The organism is Hydrogenophaga laconesensis, from assembly GCF_031457235.1.
Taxonomy (GTDB): domain Bacteria; phylum Pseudomonadota; class Gammaproteobacteria; order Burkholderiales; family Burkholderiaceae_C; genus Hydrogenophaga; species Hydrogenophaga laconesensis.
The window spans coordinates 121,342-136,168 of sequence record NZ_JAVDWE010000012.1; the positions used below are offsets into that span (position 1 = coordinate 121,342).

Sequence of the window (14,827 nt, forward strand, 5' to 3'; positions counted from 1 at the left end):
ATCTATTGCACGATAACATAGTTAATGTTATTGTTCGCTTTTCTGTTATGAAAGACTGAGTGTTGACGCTTGCAGCCGCCACCCGGAAGTACCTCAACGAGGTGTTGGGCATTCCCACGCCCAAGGAAAAGCCCTGGGCGCAAACCGGCGCGCTGCCGTATTTCCTTCAAGACGCGTTCCAGTTTGCCGAGCTTGAACTGCTGGGCCATCCCATCGTGCTGGCGATCACGCCATCCAACGAGAAACAGGCGCTGGGTGACATCCGTGCCCGGCTGGACAAAGTGCGCGCGCAGGGAGAGCAGCCGGTTGTGTTCGTGACTGATGCCTTGGCGTCGTACGAGCGAAAACGCCTGATCGAGCAGAAGGTTCCATTCATCGTGCCCGGCAACCAGCTCTACTTGCCCGACCTGGGCCTGGACCTTCGCGAACACTTCAGGCAGCGGGCGCCATCCACAGGCACTACCCTGAGCCCATCGACACAGGCGATCCTCATCGCTGCGTTGATGAACGAACCTCTGGCCACCGACTGGCATCCCGCCCGCCTGGCATCGGCCATGGGCTACACCCCTATGACCCTGTCCCGGGCGGTCAGGGAGCTGAACGCGGCGGGCCTCGCCACGACGCGCAAAGTGGGGCGTTCGCAGTATCTGCACCGCGAGTTGCCACCACAGGACATCTGGGACATGGCAAGACCCTTGCTCCGCAGCCCTGTGCGACGAACGGTGTGGGCCGTGAGCGATACCCTGCCAGCAGGCCGCGCGTGGCGGCTGGCTGGCCTGAGCGCACTCGCACGTGATTCCATGCTCACGGAGCCACGACAACCGGTGTACGCCACCACCGTTGCGGAATGGCGGGAGGCCCTGAAAGCCGGTGCCCGCGAGGCGCCGGAACCATCCGATGACACACAAGAGCTTGAGCTCTGGATCTACGATCCAGCGCTGGTTCCAGGTCAGGCGACTGTCGACCCACTGTCGCTGACCCTCAGTCTGCAGGACAGCACCGATGAGCGCGTCCTGCAGGCCGTGGACGAACTGAAGGGACAACTCCCATGGTAAGAGGGCTGGATCTTTTCCGTGACTGGTTTGCAGCGTACACCGATCAGTACCTGCTGATTGGTGGAACCGCTGCGAGCCTGACGATGGAAGACGCCGGGCTTACCTATCGGGCGACCAAGGACCTGGACATCGTCCTGCATGTGGAGGTGCTGACCCCGGCTTTTGGTGAGGCGTTCTGGCGGTTCGTGAATGCTGGGGGCTATCAGTTGCAACAGGTCAGCGACACCGGACAACCGAAGTTCTACCGCTTCCAGAAGCCGACGGACGTTCGATATCCCGCCATGATCGAGCTGTTTGCGAGGGCTCCCGATGGCTTGACACCCGCCGAAGGCAGTCAACTCACCCCGATCCCGCTGGATGAGGCAGTGTCCAGTCTCTCTGCCATCTTGCTGGATGAAACCTACTACGCGTTCATCCTCGCTGGCCGACGTGAGATGGGAGGCCTGTCCTGGGTGGGAGAAGACCGGCTGATTCCGCTGAAGGCCATCGCATGGCTGGATCTGAAGGCACGCAAAGACCAGGGCGCCGCCATCGATGCCAGAGATATCCGAAAGCATCTCAACGACGTGCTGCGCCTGTCGCAACTCCTGGCGCCCACCACCCGCATTCCACTCGACCCCAAAATCGGTACGGACCTCGCCCGATTTCTCGCCGAGGTCGCGGCAGACACCTCCATCGATCCGCAAGCCCTTCAGCTTGGGAAGATCAGCGTGGCCGAACTGGTGGCGCGTATTGCGCAGGCCTATGGGCTACAGGCCCCTGTTTAAGTGCCCTCACCACATCGGGCCAGATGCATCGCCCCTGCACTCATGGCCCAATGCGTCCTCTTCAAAAGCCGGCCCGAGACCTAGGATGATCGGCACATGGAAGCGTCCAACAGCACCACACAGCGCAACTACTACGACGATCTGGCCACGCGCACCGTGCGAAACGGCCATCCCCTTGAAGCGGCCATCGAGCAGGCTGCGAACGCCTATCTGGATGGCAAGCCTGCGATACAAGGGAAACGCAAGTCCACCAGAAGGGAGCGCGACAGCCAGTTCTGGTTGAGTCGCACGGTGAAGGACTGCCCCACCACTGCCTGGTCCACCGATCCCATGGTGCTGGCCCTGGCCCGGTACCTCAGTCAGGAGCAGCTTTCGGTCGAAGGCCTGATCAACACGGTCGCTCAAATCGCGCCCGATGCCATGATCCGGGCGGTCAGGTACTCCGGGCTGGTCCTGAACCAGCGATCTCCCCGGCGAGCGGAACTCAGGCTGGCGGGAGCGAGTTGCCCAGCAGTCGGTGAGCTGTGCCGCGTGCTGGACATCTTTGATCAGGCGCATCGGCTGCGAGTGAAGGCTGTGCAGACCGCAAAAGACCAATTGACCCACCTCTCGGCCTTCGAATTCCTGCTCTATGCGAGCCTCTACGCCTTCGAATGCCTGGTGGGCAAAGACATCGCAGCCATGAAGGCCGCGCAAGGGGACGAAAGCCGCACTGAGCTTGCCTGGCATGCCATCAATGATTTACTGGCCTGGAAGCTGGAAACGGCAGATAAGTCGTCATTGAAACTGAACGATGCCTGCATAGGCCTGTCCCTCGCCCGTCATCTCCGTCCCATTCTGTTTGATGAGGGACGTGATGGTGCAAGCGAGGCAGTACAGACCTTCCATGCATTTCACACGCTGCTGGACGCACAGATCGAGCTGAACGAGTTCATCAGCCGGTCTGCGGATGCCTTCTGCTACGACAATTCCATCAGGTTTGTGCGACACGAAGATCGCCTGGAGATCGTGGAGGTTGATCCAGCAGCTCGGACCGCCTGGCAGAGCGACGGCCACAAGCTCAGGCGTTTGCACGACTACTGGTTTCACCGCGCAATAGACGAGTTCGTCGAGTATGTCGCGGCTGACCCAGGTCGATGGGAAATCGGACGACCAGAAAACGCCGATGCCAACCGGATGGCCTGGCTCAGAGCCCTGCAAGCCAAGCTTCGACTTCAAGAGGTCTACGGTATTGCGGATGAAGTGACATCGGACACGGGTGAGCCTGTCAACGTGTTCCAGGCATTGCTTTCGCTCAACCTGATGTCGGCCCACTTTGAGCGCGACTTCCTCGTGGCCTTTGCTGATCGACTCGATTCCATGGGCGACTGGCGTTCTGCGCTCCAGCACATGACCATGGAGGGTTTGCTCAACGGGATGCAGAACCGTCTGCCCATCACCTGGTCGGGGCGCGAAGCGAAGATCACCAACATCACCGGCTGGACGGTCAACGAATCCCAGCCCAAGGGAAGTCCGCGCATGGCGTCTGCGATCCTGGACTTCTGGACCTACGACATGGCGGTCATGGCTACACGGCTGCAAAAAAGTGAGCCAGGACTCCAGCCCCACCTGTTTGAACGCCCTGTGCTGAAGTTCGGCGCCACCCTGGTCCAGTTGCCCTGGATTGTCGGCATGCAGAACAACAGCACTGCGGCCATCAACAACCTGCGGCGGCTGGGCTCTCGGCGCGGCAATGTCCAGGAAGAGACCCAACGGATCGAAGCCAGCCTGGCCAAGGCACTCGAATCCCGTGGATTTCGGGTCTTACTCAACTGGCAGCCCCCGCGAGAAGAGGCACTCGACGATCCTGGCGAAGTGGACGTGATCGCAACACGCGACGGTCACCTGTTTGTGCTGGAGGTGAAATCGACCTTCATTCGCCGATCACAACGGGAAGCGTGGGTGCATGCCACAACGACGCTGAGGAAAGCCGGGTTGCAGTTGCAACGCAAGATGGCAGCGGTGCTGCGTGCAGTCGAAGGCTCCGCCGAGTTCCGCATGGCCATTGGTCTGAATGACGGCCAAAGCATCACGCATCACCATGGGTGGATCGTCGACACGTCCATCGAAAGCGATCACCAACGCTTCTCCGGTTTCCTGAAGATTTCGGTCGAGGAAATGCTCATCGCCCTTCGCGATGATCGCCACCTGCTGAAAGACCTCTCCGAGTTTCGGACTGCATCACCTGAACTCACCGAATCCCGTGATCAAGACGAGTCACACAGCGGGACGACGATGTATCCCGACGGATTCAGTGCGGAGCGCTTCGTCAAGGTCATAGAAGCAGGTGTCGTGTGGGATGAGGTTGGAAATGATGGCCAGGCGATGAAGGGACAAGGTCTCCTTGCTCGCTAGTGACCTGCTTATACGCAGCATCGAACAGTCGTCGAGAGCCACTTGGCTGCATGATTTTCGGCTGAATCCAGCGGCCAGCGCCGGATTCTCTGCCCCATAGTAAAGGCGTCGCTTCTATCAGGGGTGCGCCATGCAACATCTTCAAACAAGCTCATTGACCGACCATCGAGATCAGCCCGCGCTTGTCTTCTTGCGAATGCACGCGGTCATGAAGATCACGGGTCTTGGACGGTCGACCATCTACAGGTTGATCGCAAGCAAACAGTTTCCCAGCCCGGTGCGTCTGACTTCCCATGCCGTCGCATGGCGGAGCACCGACATTGAAGCGTGGAGCGAGACCCGTCCGATGGCGGCTCACTGAGTGAAACGCTGAGTGGAGGGTGGCATGGGCCTGATTCACGATCCGAACACCACACAGTGGCAGCCAGGCGATCTGGTCATCCACGATTCAGACGCCAAGCGCGCGGACATGCTCATGATCGTATTGGGACAAGACGCTACCGGTGCCTTTCGAACCCGATACGCCTTCCCTTGGGCCCAGCCACGCCCGTGGCGCCGAAAGGTCTGGCGCAACACGATGGAGTGGCTTCATGATCCGGCCCGCTTCGGAATCAGCGCCCCCCGCCTTTCTCAGCCCTCAAGCGGCAAGCCTGAGAGCAAAGCCCATCATCAACAGCCCGAGAACTACCCCACCCCATCGCCAGGTGGTGAAGTGGTAGCGGTGGTTGAAAGCGATGGCGCGGCGAAGCCGGGCCACCGACAGCGCTAAAGCCGCGACGGTCAACACAGGGCCAACGACTCCAAGCGGTTGATTCGACAGCAGGATCGAGAAAGCGGCGGCCAGAGGCCACGCAACCGCGTCCAGCGCAGCAAGACTTGTTCTGCCCGGCCAATGGGGGGCATCTTGCCTCGGTTCACGAGCGACCAAGAGCCACATGGAGCACCTCCTTCATCTGGTAGTTCAAGAGTGCCACTTCGCGCCAAACGATTCAGTCCGCACGGCAACCGAGTGTAATTTTTGTGCACCACCTATTGACCTTTCCATCCTGAATCGGCAAATACTCGAAACCGCTCGTAACTTATCGGAAGCGATTGACACCCGAAAACCATCGACACAACTTCTGCTTTACCCATTAAATGGCGCAGGTTGGCAACCGCGTCAGCCAGACATCGGGAGATACCCATGCTGGATCGTGATCAGTTGGAAACTTTTGCTGTGGTGATTGAGCAGCAGAGCTTTGAAAAGGCGGCGACTGCATTAAGCATCACACGGGGTGCCGTCTCCCAACGAATTAAGGCACTGGAGGAATCCTTGTCGACAGTTCTGGTGCTTCGGGATCGGCCGGTGTCACCCACCCCAGCAGGAGAGGTGTTGCTCCGCCACGTGAAGGCGTTGCGGATTCTGGAAGGCTCGGCCTTGCAGGAGCTGGTGCCTCGACCCAAATCACATGCCCCTGTACCACTGTCCATTGCTGTCAATGCGGATTCATTGGCCACATGGTTTCCGGAGGTGTTGAAGGAACTCCTTCTGAGCCAGCTTGTGGCACTGGAAGTGATTGCCGACGACCAGGACCACACTTCCCAGTTGCTGTCGCGCGGCGAAGTCATCGGGTGTATATCGACCAGTCCCAAGGCAGCAGACGGTTTTGTCGCCGAATGCCTCGGCGCCATGGAGTACCGTTGCTATTCAACGTCTGAATTCGCGCAGAGCGCGTTTCCAGACGGATTGACAGTTCCGTCGGTTCTCGCTGCTCCAGCCGTCCTCTTCAATCGAAAAGACTCTCTGCATGACGACTTCCTGAAAAGCCGATTCGGGTTTTCTATTGACCGGTACGCGAAACACTTTCTGCCTTCGCCAGTGGCCTTGCTGGAGGGTGTGGCAATGGGTGCTGGCTATGGCCTGATACCGACCACCCAGGCCCAACCCTTGGTCGACAGTGGACGGCTCATTGACCTGTGCCCCAACCACGGGGTCATGGTCGATCTCTACTGGCACCACTGGGAACTCGAACCGCCTTTGGCTCACGACATCACTGCGCTGATCGTCAAGGTGGCTCAGCGAGAGCTGGTTTCGCGCGCAGTGGACGATTCTGTGAAGGTGGTAGCAGGGTCGGGCGATTCAGCGACAAGACTTCGTCACGTCAGCCCGCTGGTGGCCTGCGACAAGGCCAAAGCCGACTGCAACACCCATTGATGCTGCAAGTCCGGCGCCCAGCGAGAGAGCGTCAGCCTGCGGGGCCAACAGACCCAGCCAACTTGCTGCATAAACGCATCCAGACACGACAAGCCCCGCGACCATGGTGGCCCTGGCACGCTGGTGCGTCAGGCTGATATCTGCCAGCAGCGCAGCAAAGCAAACACCGACGCTGGCCAGGTAAATGATGTTGACCGACACCATGGTTTCTACGATGCCCTGATCTCGCGAGGCAAGTGCAGCGCCGATGAAGAGTGCTGCGGCCGAAGCAAGCCTGGGTCGGCTCTTGCCCGTCGGGGTCGTACTCATCGCGGATGCCATGGCCCGCAGAATCGCCGCACCCGAACCCAGCGCAGCAAGAGACAGTGCGACCAACATGCCGGCTCCCAGTCCCCCAGCAAGGCCGCCTACCGCGTGGGACAACGCCCACGGGATGACTTGCTTGCCATCTGGCATGTCCGCCAGCACACCGCCTGACTGCATGGCCATCACAACAGCCGCTGGCAAGAACCCAATGAGAATCAGCGCCAGTCCGGCCATGGCGCACCCGACCACGGCGTTCCGGGCGGTTCGACCAGACATCACGAACTGGTGGTAGTCGGCCCCTGTGACAACCAGTAGGCAAACGGCGAGCGACATGGTGCCCAGTTGTGTTGGACTGAAGGTATCCAGATCCTCCACAAATCTAGGTACTGCCCCCAGGTAGAGTGCCAGCCCGTCAGCAGCTACGAGCGCGTACACCAGAACCAAACCGCTCAACAGGAGACATCCCGTAAAGACGCCCGACGCGATGCGCAAACTCATCTGTGCTGCAGCGTAGATCAGACCCAGCACGACGATCAGTCCATGCGGATCGGGTACTCCCAGCAAGCGGGCGACAGCCACTCCGCCATGAATCTGTGCGGCGAGCACACCTGCCATCCAGACCAGAGACAGCGCCGCCACCAAGCCGCGCAGTTGTGTACCGTAGGCACGCCCAAACAAGTCCCACACGGACAAACCAGACTTCCACAAAGGCTTTGCCACCAGTGCAAGTGCGAGCATGCCGAACCCAGTGGCAATGCCGTAGATGCTTCCAGCCATCCCGTGAGTCAGGGCCAGTTCCCCAGAGCCGAACAAGAAGCCGATGCCGTAACTGGCCGACACCAACAACGCAGCGATCTGGACGCTGCTCAGGACGCGATCCATCACGTCGCCGCCCTGCTCTGCCACTCATTTGTCACCGCATTCGCGGTGCGGAAGTAGGCGCGGCAGATGTGTGATCGATCCTCGAACATGGGCAACTGACACAGCAGAGTGTGAGCTTCGGGAAGTCGGTAGTACGGAACCGCTGGCAACAGATGGTGGGTGAGGTGGTAGCCGTTGTTGCGCGGATGAAAGGTCCAGCGCCAGGGGCCGTGACAGACCATGTCGCGGGTGAAGCCAAACACCCCACCCGGCTGCAGTCCGAAGTGATCGCACATCTCGCGAAAAGTGGTGATGCAATGAAAGAAGGTCGCCCTCGCAATTAGCCACAACAACACAAAAGCCAACGCAAAATCGCCACCACCCAAAAGGGCCAGGACACCGACGAGGCCCACCCACCATCCCAAGATGAAGGCTTTGCTCCGCAAGCTGACCTCCTTATCGAACAGATGACCGCTCATTGAGCCTAGCCAGGTAGGCCACGAGAGGAAGCACCTGGCGAAACTGACCACCCAAAGCGATGGAAGATTTTCCTGCCCAGGTATCAAGTCGGGGTCACCCCGCGTACGGCCCAACTTCAGATGGTGCTGGAAATGTGTTTCCCGATATCGGGAAAGGCTGGCAAACAGCAATGGCGCCACCAGAGCACGGGCGACAAGATCGTTCCGACGCTCTTCTCTCCAGATGTTCCGGTGACCCGCGTCGTGCAGGATGTTGCCCAGTGCCCTTTGCCGATTAGAGATCACCAAGACCGACAACGGCGCAAGCACCGCATCGATCCAAACGACAGCGGCGACTGCGCCCAGAATCAGCGCCCAATCGAACGCAATATCGAGCAGCACCCGCGCAGGACGCAGCTTGAACAGTTCGCTGTAGGGGCTGCCCTGCTGCCTCAATTGATCGCGAAGATCGGCCATGTCCGCGAGGACTTCGGAAGTCGGTGCCATGTGGACACTCCTTCTCACTGTGCTTTGCCGTCTGATGCCCGGCGGCCAAAGCAGTGGTTGGCGGGGGACTGTTCCGGGCTGCGCCAGACGGTAGCAGCAGATCCCGCTTGAACGCCGGGGTTTAGGAACTTTGGCCGCGCGTCAATTCAGCTAAACCGACCCATTCGGCGGTGCAACTGCGCACTTGTGCACGCGCCGGACGAACGCCAGCCGCCCATAATCAGTGCCGAAAGCCAACACCATTGCCGTGCGCAGGAGGCCATCGGATGAGCGGAGAAAAAGACCAAGTTCGGCTGCAGAAATTGATGGCCCCAGACCTTCGGCCAGAGACCTACGTCTACTGCACCTTCCAGGATCACTGCCTCCCTGTTGATTTCTCTCCCATCTGCACCTTCAGGGAATCAGAAGGACTGACAGCCATCGTGGAGCGCTCTCAAGCAGTTCGGGCCAAAGTGCCCTACATCTTCGAGGCCAAACTCATCACGCTAACCGTGCACTCGTCGCTGGAAGCCATCGGCTTCCTGGCCATGATCTCCACGACTTTGGCCAAGGCAGGCATCCCCTGCAACGCGGTCGCCGCCTTCCACCACGATCACCTGTTCATCCCCGTGAGTCGGGCTGACGACGCATTTTTGCTGCTGGAGGCTTTGAGCCAAAGCAGCGCACCCGCAGTGATTTGACGAGTCGCGTACATTGGGTAGTCGTCGTTTAGCACGACTGACCTAGCTGCAGATTTGGTCGCCCTGACCGGATTTCCTTTGACATCGCACGACGCGTTTGTCTACCCTCCCCTCTATCCAGTCAGTTGAGACTTGGAGCGTGGGTCGCTCGGTGCCAGTACCGCATGGCCTGTCGGTCAACCCGATTCGCAGGGGTGGAGATGAATACTTTTCAAACTCCCGTGGTGATGGCATCAGCACCATCCGTGTTGTCCAGACCATCAGTCAAACGCCGCATCGATCCCATCGACGCGCCCGCTCGCCCTCTGGGTGCCAAGCGCTCGGCACTGGTCGCAAAGCGTTCTGACTCTTCTGTATTGGCTGGGAGCCGAAATGTTGCACTTGCAGCGCCGGAAGACACGTTGTTGGCCACCGGTGATGGGAGAGTGACCATCCTGCTGCGCGCCACCAACTATGGTCTGTTGATGGAGCGCACCCAACATCAAGGTACGGGCATGCGGCTCGTACAGATGATGGTGTTTGGTGACGTGAAAAGCTTCGACCATTGGTGTGCGGTTGAGCCTCTTCGCTTTGAAGATGGCCTGCTGTTCAGCAAGCTGGTTCGCGAAGGTCATGCAGCATTAGCAGACCATCGCTGAAGGCAGCGGATATCAGTCGAGCGGGCACGCAGCCATGAACGACGTTCGCGTTTTACAGCTGCTTCCGCAGATCGCAGGGGCGGGGTCCACTGGCGAAGTGATCACTCTGTTTCGCGAAGCGGCTGAGAGCCTTGGTGCTGATGGCGGCGTCTTCCTGAGTTGCCTTCGTGACGATGCAACACGAACCTCCCTTCGTTCTCTGTGGGCTTGCGATCCGTCGTGGGTCGCGGACTACGCATCTCACCGGAGGTTCGAACACGATCCCTGGCTACGGCATGCATCAACCGACACAGAACCCATCCGCTCCGGCGACCTGGCCTGCTCATCAACCGAAGAGTACGCTTTCATTCGTGCAGCTGCGGAGCACAGCTTCACCTCTGCTCTGGTTGCTCCTGCCCCCAGCCCGGTTGGACTATCCCGGGTGGGCGTCCTGTGTCTGGGATCAGCGAACTCAGGCAGGTTTGACGGCGAGAACTACCCACAAGTTCGGGTGCTGGCACGTGCGCTCGCCATGGAGCTGCACCACTGGATCGTCAAATCCATGCGCGAGGAGTTGCTCCAAGGGGTTCATCTCACGGAAGCCGACCTAAACCTCCTGCGTCATGAGGCTGCCGGCCACAGCAGCAAGGTCATCGGCGCCACCATGAATTTGGAGGCCAAAACCATCGACTGCCGGTTTCAGAGGCTCAATGCCAAGCTGGGGGCGCCAGACCGGCGTTCAGCTGTCCGCATCGCACGCCTGTATGGACTTCTGTAGGCTGGGTCCGGTCATTCGTGATTAGCTGCCATAACGACCACACCGGCGATCATCGGGCACTCGATGGTCCTCGCCCCGTAAGCCCGCTGCGCTTCCGTCGCCGGTCGTTCGACCGTAGTCGGCTGGTCGCTAGCATGCGAGCGGCTCCTCGCGCGCGGTTCGATCGGCTGGCGCCGACTCCTTCGAAGGCTGAAGTCCAGACATTCCCATGCGTGCGAGCTTGGATTGCGCGGCACCGCCTGTGTCGTTACGCACCGATGCAAACCTCCTAACGCAGTTTGTTACATTGGTCTGTCATCGTGGTTCTACACGGGTGCACAAAGAGTGCAATTCAGGGAGAAGACATAAATGCATCTACAGCGAATCCGCGCACAGAACTTCCGAGCCTTCGGCGATGGCAAGACTGCGCCACAGTTGGACTGGACTCTCTCGCCAGGCCTGAACATCCTCATCGGCGAGAACGACGCGGGCAAGACCGCTGTCGTCGATGCCATTCGCCACATCCTGTGGACCACGAGCTACGAGTTCGTGAGGCTATCCGAACAGGATTTTCACATTCACGGCCACATCCGCGCCCAGTCAATGTTCATTGAGGCCACTCTGGTGGACTTGAGCGCGGACCAGGAGGCAGCGGTGCTCGAGTGGCTCACCTACGAAGACGACGGAAGCCGCAGCCTCGTCTTGCATCTGCAGGGGCGATGGATACCGCCGAGGGAAAACAAACGCGGCCGCGTCGACGTTGTCACACGGGCCTGCCGCGAAGGCATTGGACCCGAGATTGGCAACGCCGTCCGGGAGCTTGTGCGAGCGACTTACCTGCGACCGCTTCGCGACGTTGAGGCCGAGCTGAAGCCTGCGCGTCAATCCCGGTTATCGCAAATTCTGGGTGCGCATAAGAGCATTGCCGGCCAGGAGAAGAACGACTTTGACGAGGCGAACTCGGCCAAGATTCCGGAGAACCTTGTCGGCCTGATGGCCTTCACACAGCACTACCTAGGAAAGCACCCGGTTATCAAGGGCGTCCAGGACGACATCAACAACAACTACCTCGGCAAGTTTGCGTTCGCTGGCGACAAGCTCGAGTCGCGTATCCAGATTGCGCCCGACCTCGGACTTCAGCCCATCCTTGAGAAGTTCGAGCTGGGACTGCTGCCGTCGGACGGCATCAATCCCGAAGACAGTAGCATACGGGGCCTGGGCTACAACAACGCTCTCTTCATGGCCACCGAGCTGGTGCTCCTCCGCGATGGTGACGAACTCGCCCTCCTCCTTATCGAGGAGCCAGAGGCTCACCTTCACCCGCAGTTGCAGGAGCGAGTCCAGGAGCTGCTGGAACAGAGCGCGAACAAGCCGCTAGACGGCAAGCGCCCGGTTCAGGTCGTGATGACCACGCACAGCCCCTCGCTGGCCGCCGGCGCCGACATCGCCTCAATGACCCTCGTGCACCGAGCGCAGCTGTATAGCCTTGCGCACGAGATGACGAAGCTAAAGAAGAACGACTACGAATTCCTGCGCCGGTTCTTGGACGCCACCAAGGCGAATCTGTTCTTTGCCAGGGGCGTCGCCGTCGTTGAAGGTCCGGCCGAGGCGCTGCTGCTCCCCGCGCTGGCCAAGGCCTGCGGCATGTCGTTCTCCAAACACGGGTTGGCGGTGGTAAACGTTGGCGGCGTCGGCTTGTACCACTACGCCCGCATCCTTCAGCGCGCCAAGGAAGACGAGGTCATTCCAATCCCGGTGGCCTGCCTGACCGACCGCGACGTCGTGCCAGACGCGGCCAATGGGTACATCGACAAGCCAAAGAACGGCAACAAGCGGTTCGAGGCTGACTACACGCCCGAAGAGTTGGCGGCTTTGGTGAACGCGAAGATTAACCGCGCAGCCGGCGGAAACACCATAGTCTGCGTGTCGGACCGATGGACCTTCGAATACGACCTAGCGCTCTATGGCTGCGGCGAGTTGATGTTCATGGCGATTCAGTTGGCGGTGAGGGCTGATGCCAAGGGCGAGCGGCTCGACGAGGCGGACGAGTTGCTGGCCATGACCGCAGCACATGACGAGTGGGAGGCGCTCGGCAAGGCTGGGCATACCGAAGACGCGCTCGCCGCCCTCATCTATAAGCCTCTGGCAACTGGCAAGGCCTCGAAAGCGGTGGCTGCGCAGTACGCCGCCCACCTAATTGAGACCGGCAATTACGGCAAGGAAGCCGCGCTCTTTGAGATGTTGCCGCCCTACCTCAGGAACGCGCTGAACTGGCTGACCGGGAAGGCTGGCGCGGCATGATCATCCCGTGGATTTCGCCGGACGACCTTGCCGAGCTTCAGTTCCTTACCCCCGACCTCGACTTCACCGACGCCGAACGTCGAGCCGTTTTGCTCGCGGCCGGCTCCAGTGATGTCAACGCCGCACCTGGCAGCGGCAAGACCACCGTTCTCTCCGCAAAGCTCCTGCTCCTCGCGCGCAAGTGGCCGCACGACACGCGCGGCATCTGCGTGCTGAGCCACACGAACGTTGCGCGGGAGGAGATTCAGCGGCGGCTTGGCGCTACTGCGGTCGGTGCGAGGCTCCTGGCCTACCCGCACTTCATCGGGACCATTCACGGGTTCGTAGACCGCTTTCTCGCGCTACCGGCATTGCGCAGCCTTGGACTCACAGTCGACGTCATCGACGACGAAGTATTTGCCAAGAAGGCCATTGCTCGGGCGATGAAGAAGCCTCCCCTGTGGGGTTGGGCGCAGAACGACGAAGGGGTCAAGCCGATGGTAGGCGGGTTGGTTTACAGAGGCCCGGACCTCGTGTTGGACAGCGAGGATGGGACGCTCCCCAAGACTACCGCGAAGAGCTATCCATTGCTCAAGGAAATCAAGGAGCAGCTGACAAGAGAGGGCGTCTTTCGGTACGCGGACATGTTCGCGTTCGCAGAGATGCTGCTCACGCGCTTCCCCGCCATCAAGGCGCAGCTTTCGCGAAGGTTCCCGCTGGTCTACTTGGATGAGATGCAGGACACCACTTGGGAACAGGAGGCTTTGCTCGCGCGGCTGTTCGACGAGTCAGTGGTCGTCCAGCGATACGGCGACCTCAACCAGCGCATCCTCGTCGGCAAGGGCGATTTTGCTCAGTTGAGCTTCCCCAGAGAGGGCGCGCTCCCGATAAGTACCAGCAAGAGGTTTGGGCCCGCGATTGCCGCCGCGGTGTCGGGCGTGCGCGTCGGCGGCAGCGCCGTCGTAGGCACTGCGGCGGATGTTCACCCGCCCACATTGATGACGTACACAACCGAGCGAGTAGGCGACGTGCTCAATCGTTTCGGCCATTTGGTACTAGACCGGTTCAAAGATGACCAGCTTCGCAGCGGGACCATCAAAGCGCTCTGCACCCGCAAGCAGGGCGACGCCAAGCAAACACCCGGGCGAACGCTGCTGGACTATTGGCCTGCCTACCTTGAGCAGTCTAGGGGGGGCAGCGGACGTTCCGAGCGCCTGTGGGCGCTACTGAACCAGTCGGCTGACCCATGGGTTTGCGGCAACTCCATGCACTCGCGCGCGGCCGACGCAAAACGGGCCGTCGTTTTGGTGCTCCGTGCAGCCGACTCGCCCCACATCAAAGGTCTGCGTGATGGGGCTCAGCTCTTCAGGCGCCTGGCCGATGCCGGCCAAGATGTAAGGGCGTTCGCCGGCTGTGCCGGGAGTTGGCAATCGACCCAAACCTGGGGGCTACCGAGGCCGGACGCGCCAAGGCGGTCGCGCTGTTCAACTATTACCTTCAACCGCTGCTGCCTGCCGGCATGGCCACCGCGAAGTTTCAGGCATTGCCGGTGTTCGAGCCGCCAGAAAAGCAGCCTGAACAAGAAGTCATCCAGCGACGGTGTCAGGTCAAACGTGACGACCGGTGCGTTGAGGTCGAGATTGGCACCGTGGCCTCAATGAAGGGCGAGACGCACCTCGCCACACTGGTTCTCGAGTCCCTTGGGCATCCAAGCCGTCGCTTTGATCTGGAGGAGGCATTGCCAGTGTTGGCTGGCCTCAAGGTTCGCGACCCCAAGATGTCCGAGTCCATCCTCTCTCAGTTTCGCAACCTCTACGTGGGCATGTCCAGACCAACGAGCTTCCTGTGCTTGGCGGTCAACCAGACGCGGGTTTCGGCCGACTGCATCGCGGCGCTACAAGGTAAGGGGTGGGTCTTAGAGACTTTGGCATAGCTCTCAACTTCCAGAGCG

The 14,827-nt window shown here is 60.2% G+C and carries 13 protein-coding genes; 11 read left to right on the top strand and 2 right to left on the bottom strand.

Annotated features, from left to right (window positions below; translation table 11 throughout):
• Positions 1 to 59: 59 nt before the first annotated feature.
• The 6 genes from J2X09_RS19565 to J2X09_RS19590 all read left to right on the top strand — a co-directional run bounded on the left by J2X09_RS19565 (position 60) and on the right by J2X09_RS19590 (position 6,410).
• Positions 60 to 1,055, top strand: coding sequence for a helix-turn-helix domain-containing protein (locus J2X09_RS19565; protein WP_204734946.1), 996 nt, complete (start codon positions 60 to 62; stop codon positions 1,053 to 1,055).
• On the top strand, positions 1,049 to 1,822 hold the full coding sequence (locus J2X09_RS19570) for a hypothetical protein (protein WP_310309070.1): 774 nt from the start codon (positions 1,049 to 1,051) through the stop codon (positions 1,820 to 1,822). The genes J2X09_RS19565 and J2X09_RS19570 overlap by 7 nt, the downstream gene beginning before the upstream one ends.
• Positions 1,823 to 1,918: 96 nt before the next feature.
• The gene (locus J2X09_RS19575; RefSeq protein WP_204734947.1) at positions 1,919 to 4,216 is read left to right on the top strand and encodes a PDDEXK family nuclease; all 2,298 of its coding nucleotides are present in this window, start codon (positions 1,919 to 1,921) and stop codon (positions 4,214 to 4,216) included.
• 130 nt (positions 4,217 to 4,346) lie between these two features.
• Positions 4,347 to 4,577, top strand: coding sequence for a helix-turn-helix transcriptional regulator (locus tag J2X09_RS19580; protein ID WP_204734948.1), 231 nt, complete (start codon positions 4,347 to 4,349; stop codon positions 4,575 to 4,577).
• A gap of 24 nt (positions 4,578 to 4,601) precedes the next feature.
• Positions 4,602 to 4,985 carry a hypothetical protein gene (locus tag J2X09_RS19585; protein ID WP_204734949.1) on the top strand — a complete coding sequence of 128 codons (384 nt, stop codon included), beginning with the start codon at positions 4,602 to 4,604 and terminating at the stop codon, positions 4,983 to 4,985.
• Positions 4,986 to 5,399: 414 nt separating this feature from the next.
• Positions 5,400 to 6,410 carry an HTH-type transcriptional regulator ArgP gene (locus J2X09_RS19590; protein WP_204734950.1) on the top strand — a complete coding sequence of 337 codons (1,011 nt, stop codon included), beginning with the start codon at positions 5,400 to 5,402 and terminating at the stop codon, positions 6,408 to 6,410.
• Here the strand turns inward: J2X09_RS19590 and J2X09_RS19595 are convergent.
• Both J2X09_RS19595 and J2X09_RS19600 read right to left on the bottom strand, forming a co-directional pair.
• A complete protein-coding gene (locus J2X09_RS19595) occupies positions 6,336 to 7,622 on the bottom strand; it encodes a hypothetical protein (RefSeq protein WP_310309072.1) in 1,287 nt (428 codons plus the stop codon). The genes J2X09_RS19590 and J2X09_RS19595 overlap by 75 nt on opposite strands.
• Positions 7,598 to 8,542, bottom strand: a complete 945-nt coding sequence (locus tag J2X09_RS19600; protein WP_204734951.1) for a fatty acid desaturase family protein — start codon at positions 8,540 to 8,542, stop codon at positions 7,598 to 7,600. The genes J2X09_RS19595 and J2X09_RS19600 overlap by 25 nt, the downstream gene beginning before the upstream one ends.
• A 266-nt stretch (positions 8,543 to 8,808) precedes the next feature.
• Between J2X09_RS19600 and J2X09_RS19605 the strand changes: the two genes are divergently transcribed.
• The 5 genes from J2X09_RS19605 to J2X09_RS19625 all read left to right on the top strand — a co-directional run bounded on the left by J2X09_RS19605 (position 8,809) and on the right by J2X09_RS19625 (position 14,537).
• The gene (locus tag J2X09_RS19605) at positions 8,809 to 9,222 is read left to right on the top strand and encodes an ACT domain-containing protein (RefSeq protein WP_044403135.1); all 414 of its coding nucleotides are present in this window, start codon (positions 8,809 to 8,811) and stop codon (positions 9,220 to 9,222) included.
• A 200-nt stretch (positions 9,223 to 9,422) separates the two neighbouring features.
• A complete protein-coding gene (locus J2X09_RS19610; protein WP_204734952.1) occupies positions 9,423 to 9,860 on the top strand; it encodes a glycoside hydrolase family 30 protein in 438 nt (145 codons plus the stop codon).
• Between the two features lie 34 nt (positions 9,861 to 9,894).
• Positions 9,895 to 10,617, top strand: a complete 723-nt coding sequence (locus tag J2X09_RS19615; RefSeq protein WP_204734953.1) for a helix-turn-helix transcriptional regulator — start codon at positions 9,895 to 9,897, stop codon at positions 10,615 to 10,617.
• A gap of 348 nt (positions 10,618 to 10,965) precedes the next feature.
• A complete protein-coding gene (locus J2X09_RS19620) occupies positions 10,966 to 12,897 on the top strand; it encodes an ATP-dependent nuclease (RefSeq protein WP_204734954.1) in 1,932 nt (643 codons plus the stop codon).
• On the top strand, positions 12,894 to 14,537 hold the full coding sequence (locus tag J2X09_RS19625) for a UvrD-helicase domain-containing protein (protein ID WP_204734955.1): 1,644 nt from the start codon (positions 12,894 to 12,896) through the stop codon (positions 14,535 to 14,537). The genes J2X09_RS19620 and J2X09_RS19625 overlap by 4 nt, the downstream gene beginning before the upstream one ends.
• The last annotated feature ends 290 nt before the right edge of the window (positions 14,538 to 14,827 follow it).